Source organism: Ruegeria sp. BHSB064 (assembly GCF_059613205.1).
Genome location: NZ_JBXWSB010000077.1, coordinates 1 through 22,564 on the forward strand (window position 1 = coordinate 1; position 22,564 = coordinate 22,564).

Genomic DNA, 22,564 nt, shown 5'->3' on the forward strand with positions numbered 1-22,564 from the left:
TAACTGCGGAAGTCTGCATATTCATGCGCGTTGCTCGTTCGTCAAATTGTCACGCCAAATGCCCGAATGAGGGCGGTTTGGAGAAAAAATGACCCAGCTTTGTGGCGGGACAAAGGCAATGGCAAGGCGTGCTGATGATAGTTTACGATCCGAGAACAGTGCCCAAAATCAGATACATGGCCAGTGATCCGGCCAGAGCAAGCCCCATTGGGAACTGTTTGCCACGATCCCAGCTTTCCCAATGCGGCGCAATGGCCCGCAACGGCGTGTGCTTGGCCATCCGATGAGTGACAACAGCCGCCAGAATACATGCCATAAGTATCATCACGATCACCCTGAAGTCGTCCGACCAGAGAAAGGCTGAAGCTGCCGCCATAAACTTGGCGTCACCGGCACCCATGGCTCCTGCGGCATTTAGAACGATGCCTAAAAGCAAAATCACAACGATATGAAGCAGTTGCCAACCATATACCGGTAACGACACAGACAAAGGCCCCAGACTTCCGCTTAGCCATTCCGAGGACCAGGGCGGAAGCGCGATCAGGCCGACCACCACAAAGACGAGCACCAGCGCGTAAACGGCGTGGTTCTTGATCCGCATTTCTCGCATATCGGTGAAGGCGACGTAGAAACAGATCGGCAGCACAAACGGCAAAAACCATGCCGCGGCGGCTGCGGGAATGTGCATGTATCAGGCCCCTTCCAGCGCACGAAGCGAGCGGACTGCTTCGTCAAAGTGCTGCGGATGCGTTGCAATCGCTTCTCGGAACAGGTTTTTGGCGGTTGTCACGTCGCCCTGCTTGACCGCGGAAATGGCCATCGTGTTCAGAAGTCGTGCGCGTTCGGTCTGGCTCATCGGAATGACTGGCAGGTTATAGTTCCCCTGCGCCGACCGAGCGAGGACCAGATTGTTCTTTGCGGTGAACAAAGAGCTGTCTTGACGGATGGCGTCCGTGAACAGGCGCTCGGCCTCGGCATATTGACCGCGGGTCAGTTTCGAGTATCCCCAGTTGTTCATCACGCTGCCAGGCCGAGTGGTCAGACCAACTGCGGTTTCATAAAAGTGGTCTGCCCGTTTCCATTCTTTGCGTGAATCTGCGACCACCGCTTCAAGGCGATACCGTTTGAAGGTTTCAAAGGTCGGTGGAACGGAATCCAGTATGGTCTTGGCCTGGGCCCAGTCGCCGTTGCGAACCAATGCATCTGCGTATTCGACTTTGTCAGCGGCGTTCGTGCCCTTCATCGTCGTCACGCGTTTCCAGGCGGCGGCGGCTTCGGTCGTGCGTTTGGCCCGGCCCAGCGAAATGGCCAGCCCGCGCTGAAGATCGATACGGTCAGGGTTCTTGAGCGCAGCGCCCTGAAAATAGGTCACGGCCTCATTTGGGTCAGCTGCGCTCAGAAGCACATCGTTCAGGTTAGTTTCGTCAATGACGTTCACCTCTTGAAAGGTGCGTTCAACCTTTTCCTCTTCGGTTTCCTTTTCACAGGCCGAAAGGATCAGACCGCTGATAATGACAGTCGGAATCAAGAATTGCTGGCGCATTTTTTGCGTCCTTTACTGCTCTTGCCTCAATTACTGGATTTTGCGGAGCGCAAATTGCCCATCGCCCAGCTGTTCCAGTGTGTATTCTTGTTCTTGAACAGTAGTATTAACAGGATTTTCCATATTTGCGAGTGCTAAGCGCAGATTGTCCCGGATTGCGTCACTTTCGCCATTGTCTAGCGCAAACGCCCGTTGAAACACCTGTGCGGCCTCTGGGTATTCTCGCTTTTCCATCAGCAGAACGCCCAGATTGTTCCACGCAACCGGCCAGTCAGGGTCATCCTCTACTGCGCGGCGCAGCAGCGGTTCAGCTTGCCCCAGTCGTCGCAAGCCAAGATTGGCCGTTCCCAAAGATGTCAGGACCTGTGTTGTCATGCCCTGATCCAGGGCCGCGCGGGAAAAGGATTCCAATGCCAGCTCATACTCTCCGGCGGCCATTAGCCGGTTTCCAACCGTGATGCTGTCTACAGCCTGGGCTTTGTGATCTACACCCGGCGCATCCAGACCGTTGGATGACAGCCCTTCCGTGCAGGAAGCCACCACAGCGCAAACTGTGGTGGCCCAGAGTATTCGGCGAAACCCGAAAGGGAAGCACCTGAATTCAGTTTTCATAGGGTTCTATCCGCCCGCGCGTCCAAAACTCGAAATGACCCTTACCGACGGACCGATCAGAATAATCAGCAGTGGCGGTACTGTCAGCATCATTGTGACAAGAGTCATCTTTGTCGGCAACTTGTTCGCGGCCTCTTCGGCGCGCATGACGCGTTTGTCGCGCATCTCACCAGCGTAAACCCGCAGAGCTTCGGCAATGGATGTACCAAAAGTTGCCGACTGGATCATCACAGTCACAAACGAGTTCACATCCTGCACACCGCATCGCGTGCCGAAGTCACGTAGAACAGTGTCTTTGTCCTTACCGGCTTTCATCTCGTGGGCGACGATTTCGAATTCCTGCGCGATATCGGGGTATGAAGCGCTCATTTCACCCGCCACTCGAACGATGGCCTGATCCAGTGATTGCCCGGCTTCCACGCAAACCAGCATCAGGTCAAGCGTATCGGGAAAGCCCGCAGTAATGGCTTCTTTGCGTTCTTCCACCCGACGGGTGATCCAATATTTTGGCGCGAAGTAGCCAATTGCGCCTGGAACAAAGATCCGGATGATCATTTGTTGACCGGTGAATTCCTGTCCGCCGGAAAACACAGTGATCAAAAGAACACCGACCAGAATGCCCAGAATACCCAGCGAAAACTGCGCGAAATGGAAGAAACGTACCGAGTCTTTCGACCGATAACCGGCCTGGCGCAGTTTCAGCTCAACGGCCGAGTATTCTTCTTCGTTTTTCGGCTCAAGGAACGTTGCAAATTTCTCAAGCTGCTCGTTGCGGCTTGTGTTGCGAAGCCGTTCCTTCTTGTCTTTTGTTTGCTTTTTGGGGGCCGCGTTTGATCTTTGCAGCTTCTTCAGCGGGTCTTCCGGCTGATTCATCATCAGCGAAACTGCCACGAGGATCATTATCAGACCCAAGATGCCGACAACGATAAGCGGTCCGAACTCACCCAGATGCTGGGTCAACAGGTCATTGATGCTGGTCAGAAATTCCATGATGCGCCCTCAGACCTTGATGTTGGTGATGATCTTCATGACGATCAGGTTCAGTGTCAGCATGATGGCGACAACGAAACAGGCGGGAATGAACCAGGGGTGATCCAAAACATCGTCATAATAGCCAGGGTCTTTGACCAAGATAAAAACCAGACAGGCAAGCGGGAAGCCTGACAGAAACTTGCCGGACCACTGGGCCTCAGCTGTGATGGCCTTTACCCTGCGGAAGAGGCGGAATCGCGCTCGGATCACCTGGGCAAGACCGGCCAGAATTTCAGCCAGGTTACCCCCTGATTGCTGTTGAATGCCAACAGCCACGGCCAAAAAGCGCATATCCTGCATGTCCAGCCGCTCGGCCATATCTTTCAACGCCTCGCCGACGTCGCGTCCATAGGCACATTCATCTGCAATGACGCCAAATTCGGTGCCAAGCGGATCCTGAACTTCGTTTGCAACCACTTGAATGGTCGACACAAACGGGTTGCCGACGCGTAGTGAGCGGACCATAAGTTCAACCGCATCAGGCAGTTGTTCTTCAATCATGCTCATACGCTTCTTGGCCTTGTGATTGACCCACGCGTAAACACCGCCAATACCAATCGCGATCGAGATCGCTGCGCGCAGCGCAGTATCTGTGGCTGTACCAATGCTAAGCCCGACAAAAGCGACGCCGGACACCAAAGCCATGATCATGATCAACTGACGAGGTGAAAATGCAATCGCCGCCTTCTGAGCCTTGTCCGCGAGCAGGGAGTACAAGGGAATGCTTTGCGATTTCATATGCTGCTGCATCTCTTTGCGCAGCTGTTCCAGCACCTGTTCGCGCCCGGCACCCTTTTCCAACATATCCAGGCGGCGGTTTACCCGGCTGTTCAGGCTGATGGACTTGCCAAAGGCGACAAGATAAATCCCCTCAACCAGGGCAAGAACCCCCACAAAGATGGCGACATAGATGATCGCCTCCATAGGCAATTGCATACCCGGTTCTCCTACATTGTGGTTGGGTCGTAGATCGACGCAGGCAAGTCAAAGCCCCACAGACGGAAGCGTTCCGAATAGTGGCTGCGCACGCCGGTTGCGGTGAAGTGTCCGATGATCTTGTTGTCCGGTGTCAGGCCAACACGTTGAAAGCGAAAGATTTCCTGCATCGAAATCACATCGCCTTCCATGCCCGTAATCTCGGTGATCGAGGTCATGCGGCGCGAACCGTCTTGCAGGCGGCTTGCCTGCACGATCAGGTTCACAGCGGAAGAAATCTGGCTGCGGACGGCTTTGATCGGCATTTCGATCCCGGCCATGGCGATCATGTTTTCCAGACGCGAAATCCCGTCACGGGCCGAGTTGGCGTGGATCGTAGTCATCGATCCATCGTGGCCGGTGTTCATGGCCTGCAACATGTCGATCACTTCCGCGCCACGCGTCTCACCTACGATGATGCGGTCAGGGCGCATACGCAGGGCGTTTTTCAGACAGTCGCGTGGGCTGACCTCGCCTTTGCCTTCCACGTTGGGTGGGCGGCTTTCCATCCGGCCCACATGCGTTTGTTGCAGCTGAAGTTCAGCCGTATCCTCGATGGTCAGAATGCGCTCGGCATCATCGATAAAGCTGGACAGCGCGTTCAGAGTGGTGGTTTTACCAGAGCCCGTACCGCCAGATACGATAACGTTCAGGCGGGTCGATACTGCGGCTTGCAAATAAGCGGCCATTTCTTCGGTAAACGCACCGAAGTTAACCAGATCGTCGATGCCAAGCTTGTCCTTTTTGAACTTACGAATCGAGACCAGTGATCCATCCACCGCAATCGGCGGAACCATAGCGTTGAAACGCGATCCGTCCGCCAGACGGGCGTCAACGTAAGGGTTTGATTCATCGACACGACGGCCCACAGCGGACACGATCTTGTCGATGATCCGCATCAGGTGTTTTTCGTCTTTGAAGGTAATGTCGCTGAGTTCCAGCTTACCGGCGCGCTCCACGAAAATCTGCTGTGGGCCGTTCACCAGAATATCGTTGACCGTATCGTCCTGCAGCAGCGTTTCGAGCGGGCCGAGACCCGTCACCTCGTCGTACAGTTCCTTGTTCAGTTGCGACCGGTCTTCGCGGTTCAGAACAATGTTCTTGGTCTCCAGAACCTCACTGGCAATTGCGCTGATTTCCGTACGCAATTCAGCTTCGCCAGCGGTTTCCAACGCGGCAAGGTTCAGGTTCTCCAACAGTTCCCGGTGCAGTTCGATTTTGATCTCGCCCAGCCGTTCCTTGCGTTTGCGATCACGGTCAGAAGCCGTAACCTCGCCGGGTTTCTTTTTCTGGGGCTTGCGCACAACCGCCGTCGTTGTTGCAGTGGCTTCTGCAACTGGCGCGGCCGGTTCGGCAGTTTGTGCCGGTGTTTTCACCGGCTGTGCAGCGGACGGCTTTTTATATCTTGAAAACACGGCAGGTACCCCTTTGGTATGATGTTACGCAGCTTCTTCGGCGCTGCTGCTACCAAGGCTGTGAAGCGATTTCGCCAGTTTTGCGATTTCCCGGCGCAATGGATTCTTGGCGGCCGAATTTGCCAGCGGAAGACCGTGGTCACCGCTTTGCATGACCGGTTTGCCTCCGTCAGGCAATTGCAGATCAATTGAGATCCCAAGGCTTTCGCCCATGCGTTTGACCCGGCTTTTACCGTTGAGATCGGTGAACTTGGGCGCGCGGTTTAGCGCAAAGCGCAGTTTGTTGAATGGCAGCTCTTCTGCCTGCAAAGCGCGTTTCAGACGCAGTGCATTCTGGGCAGAACGCATATCCAGCTCGATCATAGCGAAGTAAACATGTGCCGCCTGCAAGACGGTTTCGGACCACAGGACCAGCGTCTTCGGCATATCGACGATAACATAGTCAAAATGCGCACGCGCCACGTCGATGACACGCTGAATATCGTCAGGTGTTATCAGGTCCAACGGCACCATATCGGACGGCGCTGTCAAAACCTGAAGTTTTTCCTCATAAGTTTGAAGGGCTTGCGAGAAAACCTCGCTGTCCATCGACTCTGTGTCTGACAACATTTCAAAGACTGTTTCGCGCCGCGGCAGGTCCAGATAGGTGGAAACGGTGCCGTATTGCAGGTCCAGATCGATCAGGCAGACGGATGGAGCATCCTTGTCCGACGCGCAGGCAAGCTCCCAGGCCAGGTTAACGGCCATAGTGGTCGCGCCTACACCGCCTGCCAGCCCTTGCACAACGAACAAAGCGCCCTCTTTTGAGTCCCCTTTGGCCAAAGGCACTGCGGCGGCCTGTGCGACTGCAACGGGGTCGGGCTGCTTCATACGCTCAATCGCTTCCTGCAATTCGCCTTCCGGAAGCGGGTAGGGGACGAACTCATCAGCGCCTTTGCGCAGCAGCTGATGCAGTGAGGCGGGCGTGACATCCTCGGCGATCAGAACGACTTTGATCTTCTTTTCCTTGGCCTGGGTGATGATCTCACCCATGAGCGAGAGGTTGTCCTCATCCTCTCCGTCGATAGCCAATGCCACAAATTCTAGAGTTTCAGCTTCTGGTTGGCTGAAAAAGGCCAGTGCCTCGGCAAAGCCCAGATCACCCCAACGCTCACCCAAAATGGCTTCCATGTCTTCGATCAAAAGGTCGAAATTCTGGACATCCCGGCTGATTGTGCAGGCCAAAATTGCTGTTTCGTCATCTTGCGGCGTCGCGCTGGTCATAAACACTATCCTCGTCGTGAGGGCTCAGCATGTCATATGAACGAAATCCGCCAGATTGATGTGCTGTCGCCCCAATACGGTCAAATTTGGCCGCAGGTCACCCTATTGTTCACAATGTTGCTTTGAAGTTGGGCGAGAATTGGGCGCAAAAGAACCAATTGTAGGGAAATGGGCGACGATGCCGCCCATTTCGAAGGAATTATCCACCAGTGCCGGATACGTCCGTGTTTACTTCGATGTAGCTATCCCGTGTGGCGCTTTCGACGTATTCGCGGTAGATGACGGCGGCATACTTGCCGTCCAACTCCTGAATGCGGCCATCAACGAAGCCAGAAACTTCGGTCACGGTTCGGCGATTCCTGCGGTCGCGGTTTTGAGTTGCAATCAAAGGTTGGGTTTTGCCAAACGAAACGACGGCTTCGAGCCTGGATCTTGAAATCCCCTGTTGCACCAGAAAGTTAACTGCAGATTGCGCGCGGCGCAGACCAAGGCTTTGGTTGTAGCTGGTCGAGCCCACAGCATCCGTATGGCCGTAAACCCGGAAGCGCGCTTCAGGGAACTGTTTGATCCAGTCAGCTTGTTGCAACAAGATTCGCTGTGCCGACGCGTCCAACTGCGAGCTGTTGAAGGCAAAATTCACCTGACTCGGCACATCAGCGGCAAAGCGACGGCTCAGAATCTGAGCGTAAGTCAGTTCACCATTCAGGACCTGCACGTTGTTCAGCGTCGCGTTACCAAAAGCACCCTGATCAGCTTCATAGCCAGCCTCACGGGTACAGGCCGAGACGGCGACCGTAAGACCCAGTGTTATGATCCACTTGTTCATTGGTCTATCCTCCTCATCAATCCAGGACGTAGCCGTAAGAGCTTCCGAAGTTCTGTTTGGCAACTTCGGATGCAGCACCTGCGCCCGTGCGGGTCGTGCGCGAGGTTTTCCCATTCAGGAACAGATCGAATTCACTGGGCGGTTTGACGCGATCAGTTGGTAGCGCCAGCGCCTCACCCCGGGTCGGAGACACCAGATGCGCGGTTACAATGACCACAAGTTCACTTTGGTCACGTTGAAAACTAGCGCTACGGAACAAGGCCCCCAAAATTGGAACATCTCCCAGCCATGGCACTTGGTTGGCCTCGTCTATAAAGTTGTCCTGCAGCAGCCCGGCGATGGCAAAGCTTTCCCCGTCGCGCAATTCTACTGTGGTATTGGCTTGGCGTACGATAAAGCTCGGAACAGTGTCTCCGTTGATCGTGAAGTTCGAGCCGGGATCGATGCTTGAGACCGATGTGCCCATTTCCAGATTGATCAGGTTACCATCAACTACCCGCGGAGTGAACGCCATCTGAACGCCGAAAGGCTTAAATTCGATCGTCACGACGCCGTCATCCTGCGGAACAGGGATCGGAACCTCACCGCCTGCCAAGAAGGTCGCTTCCTGACCGGAAAGGGCCGAAAGATTAGGTTCGGCAAGGTTGCGAACAAGGCCCTTTGTTTCCAGCGCTTGCAACAGCAGGTTTACTTGGGCTGATCCAACGCCGAAGCCAAACAACAGGACACCATTCTCAACCTGGACAGGAGGAACAAGGTTCTGCGGATTGAAACCACCGACAAAATCAGTGCCGTTAATAGAAAGCGTCGAAGAAAGCTCTTTTGCGACCGTGCGGTTCATCTCGGCAAACCGAACCTTCAGCATTACCTGCTGAACGCCACCGACCGACATCAGGTTCGAGACGCGTTCCGGTGCGTAGCGTTCGGCCAGTTCCAGCGCGCGCGCCAGTTTGGCCGCGCTTGAAACTGTCCCGGACAAGACGATACCGTCATTTGCGGTCCGAACTTCAATGGGCTCATTGGGAAGAATCTGACGCAGGCGTTCTTTGAACTCTGTAACATCGGGTGAAACGCGTACGCGTACGTTGGCCAACAAGTTGCCGGCCCCGTCAAACAGGGTCAGTGTCGTCAGACCAGGGGCCTTACCCAGAACATAGATAGTCCGGTCCGACAAAGACGAAATATCCGCAATGCCTGCGTTTGCGATGCTGAGCTCTGCAAAGGGTTGCTCGCTTTCAACGACAATTGCGCGGTTCATGGGGACATCCAGTGTTTCCACCGTGCCCTTCTTTACCACGCGCAAAGTTTCAGCCCAGGCGGCGTCGCCAACCGGACTAACAACAAGCGCCAACCCCAGCAGGGTTGCGCTGATCCAGGAACGTATTGTCATGTGACCTGCCTCTCCGATCACGCCTCGTTTTTTTGGGTCTTATGCCCTATAGGGAAGCAGACTGCGCGAAATCCAAATTTATTGCAATAATCAATGGTTTCTGGAATTTTCCTTATGTGGAGAATTGGCAACAATCACACAAAAAGAGCCGCACCCAAGGTGCGGCTCTGATCTTGTAAGGTTCTGAATTGGCGTCAGTTTGTGCAGGGAATTGGCACGTTGACGATCTCACCGCCGCGTCTGATGCGGGTTGTGCAAACCTCTTCAACTTTTTGTTCAGGTTCCGGAGCAGCGGCTTGAATACCAAGCAACGTGCGCTGATCGACCTCGATCGTTGACGCGACAGATTCATCTGCGACGCCAACAAGGGCCAAAGACAGCCGTCCCGAGTTTTGGGCCTGTGCCAACGCCGCGACTTGTTGTGGTGTTACAGCCACGGTGACGGTTCTTGCGATTGTCGTGCTGGTTACGTCGGAACCAGCGGTTTGGTCGACTGCGATCAGCTGTACATTGGCTTCGATCAATCTGGTGATGCCGCCACTGCTACTTCCTTCAAGGGTGCCGCTGGTGCCGGTCCAGTAAATGTCAACATTGTCACCTGGACGCAAGAAGCCCGAAACACCCGAAGCAACGTCAACGCTGATTGCGAATGCCCGCATTCCTTTTTCAAGGCGCGAGGTCAGCCCGGCCTTTTCACCGGGCTCGGTGATTTTGACGCCCATGATCGCTTCGTCTTTTTCCATCGTCCTCAAAACAAAGCGTTCGTTGGGTCCGCTTTCTGGAAACAGAGCGGTGAGTTCAGAGAAAGTGCCTTCCGGAATCGCGTTTTCGGGCCAGTCAACTGCCCGGATGTCTTCTTCGGTCAGCCGTTCGCCATATCTCAGCGCACGATTCGAAACGTAAACAGTTACTGTTGGAATAACTTCGACCTGGGCGTTGGCCAGAGCTTCTTCTGCGGCCAGCCTTTGACGGGCCAGCTCGTTCTGGTAGGCCGAGATATAGTTGCGCGCCATATAGACTGCGCCACCGGCCAGAGCTACGCCGACAATCAGGACAAGTCCGAATACCGCTCGCATGCGTGTACCTCTTTACTTTGTTTGGTCGAATAGTAAGCGGCCAACAGGTCGCTTTGAAACAGCCTAATTCTTAAAAGCAAATTGTGTCGAAATGTGGGACAAATATGTCTGTTTGTCAGTTTCCCTGCCAAAATTCGCACAATTTTTTCTTTGGATTGTCGTGCTCAAAGCGCAACCAGGGATCGGCGCGAACGCAAAAAACGCCACGGCCCAAAGGACGTCGCGCTGCTTTTTGCGCTCGAATAAACGTCTCCAGTTTGGCCGTTTAAAGCACAATGCGGCCGAGCTTAGCCTCCGCCGCCTGCGGTGCCTTCTGTCACAATACCGCCGGGCGCGCTGTTTGAACCGGTGCTGACAACGGCAGCGTTCATAGCTTCGTTGGCATTTCCGCCAAGGCTGTCAACGCTGGAGCTTATGACGAGGTAAGTCGCACCAGACAAGCCAATGACCACGGCCGTCAGTACCACCCAGTCAACTGTCACCGCTCCGGCTTCGTCTGATTTGAAGCGTTCGAGGAACCTGAACATGTTCGTGTCTCCAATTTCTTTTCACAGTGTTTGCAATAGTTTTGACTAAAATGATTGCGCGGGCATGGCGGAATTTGGGCGAAAGATAGGTTTTAGCGATCTGAATTTGGGCAGATTTCATTGTGCTCTGGCCCCATCAGTCAGGTTGCGTATCAGGTGGCGGGTGTCGTTCAGAGTTTCCTGATTAAAGCCCAGGATGCAGTCTGCGCATGGTTGCATCGAGACGTTGAGTTTACGCAGCTCGCCCAAAAGAAAAAGGCCGCGCCAATGCGGCGCGGCCTCTGAATTCTGCTAGGTCAAAAGCTTACTGGCTTTTGCCTTCGCCGGTGATACCACCAGTGGTGGTGTTGCTGCCGGTGCTCAGCGATGCAGCGTTCAGCGCTTCGTTCACGCCGGTTGCCAGGCCAGTGGCACCATCTTCGATCTGCTGGTATGCAACGGCTGCCAGGCCGATGACTGCTGCGGTCAGAACAACCCAGTCAACTGTTACTGCGCCGTCTTCGTCTTTGCGGAAGTTCTTGATGAACTTGATCATGTTACGTCCCTCCTAAAGGATCTAAATAAGTCTAATGAACCTCGGCGTCTTCCAGAGCTTTCTCTCTCAGTCCGCTCCCGTCCGTCTCGGTATGCATCTATGTTTGCCTGTGGGGCGTGGCAGGAATTGGGCCAAACGCAGATTTTTTTTCGTGCAACTTAACTTTTTGGTTAGAAAATCTGTAACATATTGAAAAATAAAAAATAAAAATTCGATTAGGTGGGTTCTTACTTCTTTGGGCGGTGCAAAATTGCGTCAAATGAGGCGAAATTGCCCCATTTCGCTTTGTTTTTCTGGCCTTGCGCGAAGATTCGGGGTTCAAATCGCCTAAAAAGAAAACATGAGGCAGGCAAATGAATCTCCGGACCGCACTTCAATGCGCCGGTGTACTGGCGTTTCTCGTATCGGGTGTCACATCAGTTGATGCGACCGAGGTTGAGCCGCGCGGCGTGTACAAACGGATCAAAGCACCCCAGCCGGGTGAACGTCCTCGGGTGACCGTGCAAATCACTGCGGAAGAACATGCAACACAACCTTCTGCGCCCAGCACAGGTGCTGAGATTTCAGTGCCGGATGTTATTGCGCGCACCGAAGTTGCCCAGCCCGTTCAGCCGGAAGTAAAACCCAAACGCGATCCCAAAGGGTCGTATAAAGCGTTTTGGGACAGGATTTCGCCCGAGATTGATCAGGGCGGCGCAGGGCGCCTTGAGGCCGCGATCTCGGCGCTGGCGGCTACCAGTGTCCGTTCTCCTCGCCTGCAGACGCTCCAGAACATTGCACAACAGCAGGGGAAAGAGATCCTGCGGTCGACCGTTGGAACGAATGTTTCGCCCGCGCTTGTTCTGGCAGTGATCTCGGTCGAGTCAGCAGGACGGGTAGATGCGATCAGTTCCGCAGGCGCACAGGGCCTTATGCAGCTCATGCCCGCCACGGCAGCTCGTTTTGGTGTGAAAGACAGCCTTCAGCCAGACCAGAACATCGCCGGGGGTGTGAAATACCTCAATTGGCTGATGGAAGAGTTCGGGAATGACCCGATTCTGGTTTTGGCCGGGTATAACGCGGGTGAAGGGGCCGTGCGCAAACATAGTGGTGTACCACCCTATTCAGAAACGCGGGATTACGTGCCCAAAGTTCTGGCTGCATTCCAGATCGCAAAGGCTTTGTGCGCCACGCCGCCCGATCTGATTTCTGACGGTTGCGTGTTCCAGACAGCAAACTGAATAAGGCCCGCCCCGATCTGGCGGGCCTTTGTTCTTTTAGGCAACAAGCGTCGCTTGTGTCGCAGCGCGCATCTCGTCTTCGCTGACCCCATCGGCCAGTTCGACGATCTTCAGTCCACCTTCGACCACATCCAGCACGCCAAGATTGGTGATGATGCGATCGACCACGCCTTTACCCGTCAGGGGCAGGGTACATTCTTTCAGAACCTTGCTGTCGCCGTGCTTGTTGGTGTGATCCATCACGACGATCACCCGACCCACACCGGCGACCAGGTCCATCGCGCCGCCCATACCTTTCACCAGTTTGCCGGGAATCATCCAGTTGGCCAGGTCGCCTTTCTCATCCACCTCCATTGCGCCCAGAATTGCTGCAGCGATTTTGCCGCCACGGATCATGGCAAAAGATGTGGCGCTGTCGAAATAGGCCGTGCGGGACAGTTCCGTGATCGTCTGCTTGCCGGCATTGATCAGGTCCGGGTCTTCTTCGCCTTCAAACGGGAAGGGGCCCATGCCCAGCATGCCGTTTTCGGATTGCAGGGTGATGTCCTTGTCGCCCACATAGTTCGCCACCAGCGTCGGAATGCCGATGCCGAGGTTCACATACATGCCGTCTTCCAGTTCCTCTGCCGCGCGTGCGGCCATCTGATTGCGGTCCCAGGGCATTATGCGTCCTCCTTCTTGCGGGTGGTGCGTTGTTCGATGCGCTTTTCGTGCTCGCCCTGAATGATGCGATGCACATAGATACCGGGCAGGTGGATCGAGTCCGGGTCCAAGGAACCGCGCGGCACGATTTCTTCTACTTCGGCCACGCAGATCTTGCCGCATGTTGCGGCAGGTACGTTGAAGTTGCGGGCCGTCTTGCGGAATACGAGGTTTCCGGTGTCATCCGCCTTCCACGCCTTGACGATGGCCAGATCGGCAAAAATGCCTTCTTCGAGGATGTAGGTCTCGCCGTTGAAGTCTTTGTGTTCCTTTCCATCGGCGATCACGGTGCCCACACCTGTCTTTGTGTAGAATCCGGGAATGCCAGCGCCGCCAGCACGCATCCGTTCAGCCAGAGTACCTTGCGGGTTGAACTCCAGTTCCAACTCGCCACTCAGATACTGACGCATGAATTCAGCGTTTTCGCCGACATACGAGCTGATCATTTTCTTGACCTGCTTGGTCTGCAGCAGGATGCCGATGCCAAAATCGTCCACACCGGCATTGTTCGATGCAAAGCTCAGGTCTTTGACGCCCGAGTCCTTAATGGCTTCAAGCAACAATTCCGGTATGCCGCACAGGCCAAAACCACCTGCGGCAATCAGCATGCCATCCGACAGCACTCCCTCGAGCGCTTCAGAGGCATTGGCATAGACTTTCTTCATGGAAAACTCCCCCAATGACATGGTGATGGGCAGGTTGTGCCGCCACGTCATGGGGAAGTCAATGAAACCAAGGGGGTGTTGGTATTTCTACCTACTCCGCAGCCTTCTTGGTTGTCTTTTTAGCAGCAGCCTTCTTCTTGGGGGCCGCTTTTTTCTTGGTGCCTTTCTTGGCCGCACGCTCGTTTACCAGTTCGATGGCCATTTCCTGCGTCACGTCTTCTGGTTTGACGTCCTTGGGGATAGTTGCATTGACCTTCTCCCATTTCACATAAGGCCCATAGCGCCCATCCAGAACCTGCATCGCGCCGCCATCGGGGTGTTCGCCAAGCTCTTTCAGCGGTTTCGCAGCCGCGCGACGTCCGCGCCCCGGATTGGCACGCTTTTCGGCCAGCATTTCAACGGCGCGGTTCATGCCGATCTCGAACACATCGTTTGGGTCTTTGAGATTGGCGTAAACCGGCTTTGCCTCTTCCGGCAACTGATGCATCAGATAAGGACCGAACCGCCCGAAATTCGAGCTGATCATGCCGCCCTCAGGGTGTTCGCCGATCTGACGGGGCAGGGACAGCAGCGTCAGCGCCTTGTCCAGATCTATGTCATCCTTGCTCCACCCACGCGGCAGAGAGGCACGCGGTGGCTTCTTGTTCTCGGGCGTGGGTTCGCCACGCTGAACGTAAGGACCGAAACGACCGGATTTCAGCCAGATCTCGTCCCCGGCATCTTCACCCAGCAAACGTTCATCCCCTTCGGCACCTTCACCTGCGATAGGGCGTGTGTAGGTACATTCGGGGTAATTGCCGCAGCCCACAAAACCGCCCGTACGCGAGGTTTTGAGATGCAGTTGGCCGGTGCCGCATTTCGGGCAAATCCGCGGGTCCGATCCATCCTCGCGCGGCGGGTAGAGCTGCGGCGCGAGCGCTTCATCCAGCTTGTCCAGAACTTCGGAAATCCGCAGTTCAGATGTCTCTCCAATAGCGGCCGAGAAATCGCGCCAGAATTTGCCCAACAGGTCTTTGTAATCACGGTCCCCGGCGCTTACGTCGTCCAGCTCTTCTTCCAGATTGGCTGTGAACTCGTAACCCACATATTGCCGGAAGAAGTTCAGCAGAAAGATCGTAACGATCCGGCCCTTTTCTTCGGGGATCAGTCGGTTTTTGTCTTTGCGCACATATTCCCGGTCCTGAATCGTGGTCACGATCGAGGCATAGGTCGAGGGCCGCCCGATCCCAAGCTCTTCCATCCGCTTGACCAAGGTCGCTTCGGTATAGCGAGGCGGAGGCTGTGTGTGGTGTTGCAGGGCCAGAACGGATTCGTTCTCGGACAGGATTGCGGCCTTTTCTTCGTCCTTTGCGAACTGATCTTTCAGTGAGGTTTTGGCAAACCGCGCCGGATCGCCCTGCATGATCTGTGGCAGGCGCTTTTCGTCGTCATCGGCGACATCGTCGCGACCTTCTTCATAAACGCGCATGAAGCCATCAAACAAAACCACCTGACCGGTGGCACGCAAGCCGACCTGCCCGTCATCGCTGCCGATCTCGACAGTGGTCCGCTCCAGCCGGGCGGCGGCCATCTGGCAGGCAATGGTGCGTTTCCAGATCAGGTCATAGAGCTTGCGCTGATCGTCGTCCGTGACCTTAAGTGCCTTGGCATCGCGTGACATATCCGTTGGGCGGATACATTCATGCGCTTCCTGCGCGTTCTTGGCCTTGTTCTTATACATGCGCGGGCTGTCCGGCACGTATTCGGCGCCATAACGGTCTGCGATCGCATCGCGCGCGGCTGCCACGGCCTCGGGGGCCATATCGATGCCGTCGGTACGCATATAGGTAATGTACCCGGCCTCATACAGTCGTTGAGCCACCTGCATCGCGTGGCGCGCACCCATGCCGAATTTGCGGCTGGCTTCCTGCTGCAAGGTTGACGTCATGAACGGCGCGCTGGGGTTGCGGGCTGCGGGTTTCGCTTCAACCGATGTGACGCTCAGCGCACGGCTGGTGATCGCCTGCACCGCCAGTTCCGCCTGCGTTGCGTTGGACAGATCGTGCTTGTCCAGTTTCTTGCCGGCCAGCGTGACCAGCCGTGCCTCATAGGTCTGGCCGCGCGGAGTTTCGAAAATCGCCTTAACCGACCAATATTCAACCGGCTTGAACGCTTCGATTTCCATCTCACGTTCTACGATCAGGCGCAGACAGACGGATTGCACGCGCCCGGCGGATTTTGCACCGGGCAGCTTGCGCCACAAAACGGGCGACAGGTTGAAGCCCACCAGATAGTCCAGCGCGCGGCGTGCCAGATAGGCCTCGACCAGAGGCATATCGACCTCACGCGGGTTCTGCATTGCCTGAGTGACAGCTTCTTTGGTGATCGCGTTGAAGGTTACGCGGCTGACCGGCGTGTCTTTCTTGATCGAGCGGCGCTTGGTCAGCGCCTCCTGCAAGTGCCAGCTGATCGCTTCGCCTTCACGGTCAGGGTCGGTTGCGAGGATCAGCGCGTTGTCTTCTTTCAGCGCGTCAGCGATGGCTTTGACATGCTTACGGCTGTCATTGCCAACTTCCCACTTCATGGAAAATTCATGCTCGGGATCGACCGATCCATCCTTCGGAGGAAGGTCCCGCACATGGCCGTAAGAGGCCAAAACTGTGTAGTCAGGGCCGAGATATTTATTGATTGTTTTTGCTTTGGCCGGAGATTCTACAACAACTACAGGCATTTAAGGGGAAACCTCGCTCGACGAATTTGGCGCCTTCTATGGTGGTGCAAAATGTGTGGGGCTAGCGGGAATTGTCAATGCGTTCCTTTGGCAAGCTGAAAAGCAACGTGATTTCAGGCAACTACTAAAGGTCCCGGAACACTGAGCTGTGCAATGTCATGGGTCTTCCGGGCGCCGTGATCACCCTGCCAGCGACAACAGACCCCCGGGCTGACGCTGGATTCGCCCGTCCAGTTCCAAATCGACAAGCGCGGGGCCAAGCTCACCAGCCGAAGCCGCGATGTCGCGCAGCAACTGGTCCTCTGCGATGGGTGAGGGGCCGAGCCGTTCGAGGATTTGAATGTGCAAGTCTTGGGCCCTGGGTGCGACGGGGGCAGGGGGTAGATCAGGCTTGCGTGAAAACAGACTGTCTTTTTGCGGCAGGGCTTCAATCACGTCCTCAGCGGATCGGACCAAAGTAGCTCCATCCCGAATCAACAGATTGCACCCGGCGGCGCGCGCGTCAAAAGGGTGGCCGGGAACGGCCAGAACCTCGCGCCCCTGATCCAAGGCATCGCGTGCCGTGATCAGACTGCCGGACTTGGCGGCAGCCTCGACCACGACTACGGCCTGCGCAAGGCCCGAGATGATCCGATTGCGCCGGGGGAAGTGTCGGGCCTGAGGTGTCACGCCCATAGGCTGTTCCGACAGGCGCAGCCCCTTGCAGGCGATGTCATGAGCCAGTTCGGTATTTTCTGCCGGATAGATCACGTCGACCCCGCCTGCCATGACGGCAATTGTGCCGGAAGTCAGGGCTGCCATATGCGCTGCCGTATCTATTCCTCGGGCCAGGCCAGAGACGATCACATGTCCCTTGCCACCCAAGTCGGTCGCCAACCCCCGAGCCATTCGAGCACCAAGCGAAGAACAGTTTCGCGCGCCGACCATCGCGATAGCCGGTTTTTGCAATAGCGACACGTCACCGACGGCCCACAGCATCGGGGGCGCGTCGTTCAGATCATTCAAAGCTTTCGGGAAATCAGCGGACCCAAGGCACAAAAGCCGCGCTTTGGCGGCTTTTGCGGCCTTGAGTTCCGCCTCGATCACGCCGGGGGGGCAGATTTCATACCCTTCTATTCCGGCGGCGCGTGCCATTTCGGGCAGCGCGGCCAGCGCATTCTGCGCCGAGCCATGTTCCCGCAAAAGCCTGCGAAACGTCGCCGGACCTACCTTGCGAGAGCGCAAAAGACGAAGCCACGAAAACCTGTCCTCTTCCGTGGTGGGTGGGAGTGGGGGGTGATTGGAAGAAAGCTGCTCTTCGGTCATCCGTTGCTCCGCCTTGTTGCAAAACTGGTTTACAAGAGGGCGGGTTAACAGCTTGTAAATCGTGGAAAATTAGAAGCGTATTTTTTCGAACACGCCATTAAAGACTGCTCAAGTCATTGAAAAATATACGTTAAAACTAAACTCAGATTCTTCTGTGCAAAAAATCTATTGCCGTCAAAGGGTAAAGCGCACAGACGCAAAGTTAACCCTGCGCCTGTGTTCTCCGTGCTCAAGCGACTCAGGCCGCCGAGCCGCCTACGGTCAGACCGTCCATCAGAACAGTTGGCTGTCCGACCCCCACCGGCACCCATTGTCCATCCTTGCCGCAAGTGCCCATACCGGGATCCAGCGCCATGTCGTTGCCAAGCCCCCGGATCCGTTTCAAAGCAGACGGTCCGTCACCAATTAGTGTAGCTCCTTTGACGGGTGCGCCGATCTTGCCGTTCTCCACCCGATACGCTTCGGTGCAGGAGAAGACGAACTTGCCGTTGGTAATGTCCACCTGTCCACCGCCGAAACCTACGGCCCAGATGCCGTCCTTGATATCCGCGACCAACGCCGCAGGGTCAGCTTCACCCCCCAGCATGATCGTATTGGTCATACGCGGCATGGGTTTGTGCGCATAGCTCTGCCGCCGCCCGTTGCCAGTAGGTGCAACGCCCATCAGACGCGCGTTCTGACGGTCCTGCATGTAGCCAGTCAAAACGCCGTCCTCAATCAGCACTGTGCGCGAGCTGGGTGTGCCCTCATCATCCACGGTGATCGAGCCCCGGCGGTCGGCAATCGTGCCGTCATCGACCACGGTCACACCTTTTGAGGCGATCTGCTGCCCCATGAGACCGGCAAAGGCCGAGCTGCCCTTGCGGTTGAAATCCCCCTCCAACCCGTGGCCGATGGCCTCGTGCAGCAGAATACCAGGCCAGCCGGGGCCAAGCGCGACTTCCATCACCCCCGCAGGGGCCGGGACCGCGTCCAGATTGACCAGCGCAATGCGTAACGCTTCACGGGCTTTGGCCTGCCAGTCCGTCGGATCAATCAAACCGCTCAGGCCAACGCGGCCTCCACCACCTGCCGATCCACTTTCGCGGCGTCCGTTCTGTTCAACGATCACGGAAACATTCACGCGCGTCATCGGACGCACATCGCGCACCATCACACCATCGGGGCGCAGAATCTCGACCTCTTGAACAGCGGCTGTGATCATAGCGCTGACCTGCACCACACGCGGGTCCAAATCACGGGCAAATGCATCAATCTCGCGCAGGGTTTCGATTTTGACCGGAAACGCGGCAGAGTCGATTGGATCTTCGTCGGTGTAGAGCCGCGTGTTGGTGGACCGGGGTGCCTCGGCCAGCGTCCCACCGCCGTCCCCAACGGCCAGCCGTGCGGTCTCGGCCGCGCGTCTCAGAGCGGGAATCGACACATCTGTGGAATGTGCGTAGCCGGCCACTTCGCCCTGAACTGCGCGCAGGCCGAATCCCTCGGAGGCATCGTAAGACGCGGTGCGCAGGCGTCCGTCATCAAACACCAAAGACTCGGATTTGCGACGCTCGACAAACAGTTCTCCGTCTTCGGCCCCGGCGGTCGCCGATTGCAGAATAGACAACGCCTCAACATGCGGAAGAGCGCTTTCAAACGGGCGAAACGGGGCGTCGGACATGGGTTGTGACCTTTCGGGTTTGATCCAGATCAAAAATAGCGTCTGTTTGACGCAAGCATTTTGCTTTATCTACCCGACGGAATATGGTTTTTAACGCGGCCAAAGACAACGGGAGAGGTGCGACCGATTCACACCTTTTCGCCAGGGACGCAAAGATCAAACGATCAGGACAGAACATGAAGAATGCTTTGATGCTTTCAGGGTTTATGACAGCCCTCTCCAGCCTTCCCGCCATGGCTCAGGAGCTTGAGATTATTGGCAAGCCGGTTGACGGCGGTATGGGCTTCCAGCCAGCGGCCACAAGCCTGGCGGATGGTATCCACCGGCTGGACACAATGATTCTGGTGATCATCACCGTGATCTGTCTTTTTGTTGCGGCTCTGCTGCTTTACTGCATCGTGCGGTACAACCAGCGCGCAAACCCGACCCCGGCGCGCTTTTCGCACTACACTCCGGTTGAGATTGCCTGGACCCTGGGTCCGATCCTGATTCTGGTGTTCATCGGTGCGTTCTCGCTGCCGGTTCTGTTCAAGCAACAGGAAATCCCTGAAGGCGACATCACCATCAAAGTTGTGGGCAACCAGTGGTACTGGACCTACGAATATGTCGATCACGACTTTGCGTTCGACAGCTACTTGCTGGGCCACCCGGCCACATTGGACGAAGGTGCGCGCCCTGCCGATGCGGACGTGACCCCGTTTGTTCTGGATGACGCCATGCGCGCCAAGCTGGCAGATGCGGGTTACAGCGACGACGAATGGCTGCTGGCCACCGATACCGCAGTGGTCGTGCCGGTTGGCAAGGTTATCGTGATGCAAGTGACCGCATCCGACGTGATCCATTCGTGGACCATCCCGTCCTTTGGCGTGAAACAGGACGGTGTGCCCGGACGTTTGGCTGAACTGTGGTTCGAAGCCGAGAAAGAAGGCGTTTACTTCGGTCAGTGTTCCGAACTCTGCGGCAAGGACCACGCCTATATGCCGATCACCGTCAAAGTGGTCAGCGAGGAAGCGTACGAGGCATGGCTTCAGGGCGCGATCGACGAATATGCGGGTCTGCCGCAAAGCTATCAGGTCGCCTCGAACTAACTGAGCGACAGGGGCGGGGATAACCCCACCTTGGACATGACGCTGGCTGCGCGGGTGATCGCGCAGCTTTCGCCCCAGAAGGACTGGAAATGACCGACGCAAGCATCAATGCCAGCACTGCGACCGCCCATGCGGACGAGGCCAGCTTTGGCGATTACTTCGCTCTGCTGAAGCCGCGTGTGATGTCTCTGGTTGTCTTCACGGCGCTGGTCGGACTGCTGGCGGCACCCGTTTCTGTGCATCCTTTCGTTGGCTTTTGCGCCATTTTGTTCATCGCGATTGGCGGTGGCGCGTCTGGCGCTTTGAACATGTGGTGGGACGCGGATATCGACCGCGTGATGAAGCGCACAAAGGGTCGTCCGATCCCTTCCGGTAAGGTAGAAGAAGGTGAGGCGCTGGCGCTTGGGCTGGCTCTTTCTGGCCTGTCCGTGATCATGCTGGGTCTTGCAACGAACTGGTTTGCAGGCGCGTTTCTGGGTTTCACGATCTTTTTCTACGTCGTTGTTTATACGATGTGGCTCAAGCGTTCGACGCCGCAGAACATCGTCATCGGCGGTGCCGCTGGTGCATTCCCGCCTGTGATCGGCTGGGTTGCTGCCACCGGTTCGATGACGGTTGAGCCCTGGCTGATGTTCGCCCTGACCTTCATGTGGACTCCACCGCATTTCTGGGCGTTGGCTCTGTTCATGCGCTCGGATTATGATGACGCGGGTGTTCCGATGCTGACCGTCACGCATGGCCGCCGCGCGACACGGTTTCATATCCTGATCTACACGGCTCTGCTTGCGATGCTGGCTGTCGGCACAGCGTTCTCGAATATCGGTGGCCCGGTTTATCTGGCGGTTGCGCTGGTGCTTAACGCTCTGTTCCTGCGCGGAGCTTGGCAAATCTCGCGGCGGACCGAAGAGGATTCCGAAGCGGACAATTTCAAGGTTGAGCGCAGCTTTTTCAAACTGTCGCTGCTCTACCTCTTCCTGCATTTCGGCGCCATTCTGGTTGAGGCTTTGCTGAAACCCTATGGTCTGGGAGGCTGGTCATGAGCCTGCGCAAGAACCATGAGTTGCATCAGCGCCGCTTCAGCCGCAATCTGGGTGTCGGCCTGACACTGGCCGCCTTTATCGTAATCATTTTTGGGCTGACGGTCGTTAAGGTCTCGGGCACAGATTTCGGTATGGCAACACAGGAGGTTCAGAACTGATGGCTTTGACAGGTCCGCAGAAAACGGTTGCACAGACTGTTGGCGTGGTCATCCTTATGGGCAGCCTGGCTTGGGCAGCTGTGCCGTTTTATGACTGGTTCTGCCGCGTAACGGGGTTTGGCGGCACCACCGGTGTAGCTGAATCAGCGCCCGAAGACATTCTGGATCGCACCATCACCGTCCGGTTTGACGCCTCTAAGGCCAAGGGTATGGCGTGGGAATTCAAACCGATTGAACGTGAGATGGAAGTGCGCATCGGCGAAACCGGGCTTGCCTTCTACGAAGCTTACAACCCGACAGACCGGCCCATTGCGGGCCAGGCCTCTTACAATGTGGCCCCCTATTCGGCGGGCGGATACTTCCAGAAAATCGCCTGTTTCTGCTTTGAAGAGCAGGTGCTGCAACCCGGCGAACGTGTAGAGATGCCGGTGACCTTCTTCGTCGACCCGGAACTGGTTGACGATCTTGAAGCAAAGTATGTTCATACGATCACGCTGTCGTATACATTCTACGAAATTGACCTGCCCGAGGGCTATGCCGCCCTTGAAACGCAGGCAGATACAAACACGAACTAACGCCTGTAGGTGAGGGACGCTGATGGCACACGCTAAAAACCACGATTATCACATTCTGGCCCCATCGGTCTGGCCGCTCCTCAGCGCGCTCGCGGCATTTTTCATGCTGTTTGGTGCCGTGCTCTGGATGCACGGCATCACATCGTTCATGTTCTGGGGCGGATTTGTCGCCGTCCTGTACTGCATGTTTGCCTGGTGGTCGGACGTTGTTGTCGAGAGCCGTCAGGGCGATCATACCCCGGTTGTG

23 protein-coding genes are annotated in these 22,564 nt (G+C 56.1%); 6 read left to right on the forward strand and 17 right to left on the reverse strand.

Annotation, left to right across the window (positions count from 1 at the left end):
• Positions 1–142: 142 nt before the first annotated feature.
• The 12 genes from AC2FNU_RS16695 to AC2FNU_RS16750 all read right to left on the reverse strand — a co-directional run bounded on the left by AC2FNU_RS16695 (position 143) and on the right by AC2FNU_RS16750 (position 11,194).
• On the reverse strand, positions 143–688 hold the full coding sequence (locus AC2FNU_RS16695) for a prepilin peptidase (protein WP_496790466.1): 546 nt from the start codon (positions 686–688) through the stop codon (positions 143–145).
• Between the two features lie 3 nt (positions 689–691).
• Entirely contained in the window at positions 692–1,543 is an 852-nt protein-coding gene (locus AC2FNU_RS16700; RefSeq protein ID WP_496790468.1) for a tetratricopeptide repeat protein, read from the reverse strand.
• A 30-nt stretch (positions 1,544–1,573) separates the two neighbouring features.
• Positions 1,574–2,155, reverse strand: coding sequence for a tetratricopeptide repeat protein (locus tag AC2FNU_RS16705; RefSeq protein WP_496790471.1), 582 nt, complete (start codon positions 2,153–2,155; stop codon positions 1,574–1,576).
• A 6-nt stretch (positions 2,156–2,161) separates the two neighbouring features.
• Positions 2,162–3,145, reverse strand: a complete 984-nt coding sequence (locus AC2FNU_RS16710) for a type II secretion system F family protein (RefSeq protein WP_496790474.1) — start codon at positions 3,143–3,145, stop codon at positions 2,162–2,164.
• 9 nt (positions 3,146–3,154) lie between these two features.
• Positions 3,155–4,123, reverse strand: a complete 969-nt coding sequence (locus tag AC2FNU_RS16715) for a type II secretion system F family protein (protein WP_496790476.1) — start codon at positions 4,121–4,123, stop codon at positions 3,155–3,157.
• An 11-nt stretch (positions 4,124–4,134) separates the two neighbouring features.
• Positions 4,135–5,577, reverse strand: a complete 1,443-nt coding sequence (locus tag AC2FNU_RS16720; protein ID WP_496790477.1) for a TadA family conjugal transfer-associated ATPase — start codon at positions 5,575–5,577, stop codon at positions 4,135–4,137.
• A gap of 24 nt (positions 5,578–5,601) precedes the next feature.
• A complete protein-coding gene (locus tag AC2FNU_RS16725) occupies positions 5,602–6,840 on the reverse strand; it encodes a CpaE/TadZ family protein (protein WP_496790479.1) in 1,239 nt (412 codons plus the stop codon).
• Positions 6,841–7,039: 199 nt separating this feature from the next.
• Complete coding sequence (locus AC2FNU_RS16730) at positions 7,040–7,666, reverse strand: OmpA family protein (RefSeq protein WP_496790484.1); 627 nt, start codon at positions 7,664–7,666, stop codon at positions 7,040–7,042.
• Between the two features lie 16 nt (positions 7,667–7,682).
• Positions 7,683–9,056 (reverse strand): type II and III secretion system protein family protein, encoded by a 1,374-nt coding sequence (locus AC2FNU_RS16735; RefSeq protein WP_496790489.1) that lies wholly within the window; start codon positions 9,054–9,056, stop codon positions 7,683–7,685.
• Between the two features lie 194 nt (positions 9,057–9,250).
• Complete coding sequence (gene cpaB, locus AC2FNU_RS16740; RefSeq protein ID WP_496790494.1) at positions 9,251–10,132, reverse strand: Flp pilus assembly protein CpaB; 882 nt, start codon at positions 10,130–10,132, stop codon at positions 9,251–9,253.
• Between the two features lie 287 nt (positions 10,133–10,419).
• Complete coding sequence (locus AC2FNU_RS16745) at positions 10,420–10,659, reverse strand: hypothetical protein (protein WP_496790497.1); 240 nt, start codon at positions 10,657–10,659, stop codon at positions 10,420–10,422.
• Positions 10,660–10,963: 304 nt separating this feature from the next.
• Positions 10,964–11,194: a Flp family type IVb pilin gene (locus AC2FNU_RS16750; protein ID WP_496790499.1), complete on the reverse strand. Its 231-nt coding sequence runs from the start codon at positions 11,192–11,194 to the stop codon at positions 10,964–10,966.
• Positions 11,195–11,547: 353 nt separating this feature from the next.
• Between AC2FNU_RS16750 and AC2FNU_RS16755 the strand changes: the two genes are divergently transcribed.
• Positions 11,548–12,414: a lytic transglycosylase domain-containing protein gene (locus AC2FNU_RS16755; protein WP_496790502.1), complete on the forward strand. Its 867-nt coding sequence runs from the start codon at positions 11,548–11,550 to the stop codon at positions 12,412–12,414.
• Positions 12,415–12,450: 36 nt separating this feature from the next.
• On the opposite strand, the gene AC2FNU_RS16760 is transcribed toward AC2FNU_RS16755, so the two are convergent.
• The 5 genes from AC2FNU_RS16760 to tldD form a co-directional block, all read right to left on the reverse strand.
• The gene (locus tag AC2FNU_RS16760; protein WP_496790504.1) at positions 12,451–13,077 is read right to left on the reverse strand and encodes a 3-oxoacid CoA-transferase subunit B; all 627 of its coding nucleotides are present in this window, start codon (positions 13,075–13,077) and stop codon (positions 12,451–12,453) included.
• On the reverse strand, positions 13,077–13,781 hold the full coding sequence (locus tag AC2FNU_RS16765) for a CoA transferase subunit A (RefSeq protein ID WP_496790508.1): 705 nt from the start codon (positions 13,779–13,781) through the stop codon (positions 13,077–13,079). The genes AC2FNU_RS16760 and AC2FNU_RS16765 overlap by 1 nt, the downstream gene beginning before the upstream one ends.
• Before the next feature lie 91 nt (positions 13,782–13,872).
• Positions 13,873–16,491 carry a type I DNA topoisomerase gene (gene topA / locus AC2FNU_RS16770; RefSeq protein ID WP_496790510.1) on the reverse strand — a complete coding sequence of 873 codons (2,619 nt, stop codon included), beginning with the start codon at positions 16,489–16,491 and terminating at the stop codon, positions 13,873–13,875.
• A gap of 180 nt (positions 16,492–16,671) precedes the next feature.
• On the reverse strand, positions 16,672–17,796 hold the full coding sequence (gene dprA, locus AC2FNU_RS16775; RefSeq protein ID WP_496790512.1) for a DNA-processing protein DprA: 1,125 nt from the start codon (positions 17,794–17,796) through the stop codon (positions 16,672–16,674).
• Positions 17,797–18,034: 238 nt separating this feature from the next.
• Complete coding sequence (tldD, locus tag AC2FNU_RS16780) at positions 18,035–19,456, reverse strand: metalloprotease TldD (protein WP_496790515.1); 1,422 nt, start codon at positions 19,454–19,456, stop codon at positions 18,035–18,037.
• 176 nt (positions 19,457–19,632) lie between these two features.
• On the opposite strand from tldD, the gene coxB reads away from it, so the two are divergent.
• The 5 genes from coxB to AC2FNU_RS16805 all read left to right on the forward strand — a co-directional run.
• Positions 19,633–20,544 carry a cytochrome c oxidase subunit II gene (coxB, locus tag AC2FNU_RS16785; protein WP_496790518.1) on the forward strand — a complete coding sequence of 304 codons (912 nt, stop codon included), beginning with the start codon at positions 19,633–19,635 and terminating at the stop codon, positions 20,542–20,544.
• Positions 20,545–20,633: 89 nt separating this feature from the next.
• Positions 20,634–21,584, forward strand: a complete 951-nt coding sequence (cyoE, locus tag AC2FNU_RS16790; protein WP_496790521.1) for a heme o synthase — start codon at positions 20,634–20,636, stop codon at positions 21,582–21,584.
• Positions 21,581–21,742, forward strand: coding sequence for a cytochrome c oxidase system small membrane protein (locus tag AC2FNU_RS16795; protein WP_171177886.1), 162 nt, complete (start codon positions 21,581–21,583; stop codon positions 21,740–21,742). Before cyoE ends, AC2FNU_RS16795 begins: the two co-directional genes overlap by 4 nt.
• Positions 21,742–22,317 (forward strand): cytochrome c oxidase assembly protein, encoded by a 576-nt coding sequence (locus AC2FNU_RS16800; protein ID WP_171094147.1) that lies wholly within the window; start codon positions 21,742–21,744, stop codon positions 22,315–22,317. The genes AC2FNU_RS16795 and AC2FNU_RS16800 overlap by 1 nt, the downstream gene beginning before the upstream one ends.
• Positions 22,318–22,339: 22 nt before the next feature.
• On the forward strand, positions 22,340–22,564 hold a 225-nt coding region (locus tag AC2FNU_RS16805; RefSeq protein ID WP_496790525.1), incomplete at its 3' end, for a cytochrome c oxidase subunit 3.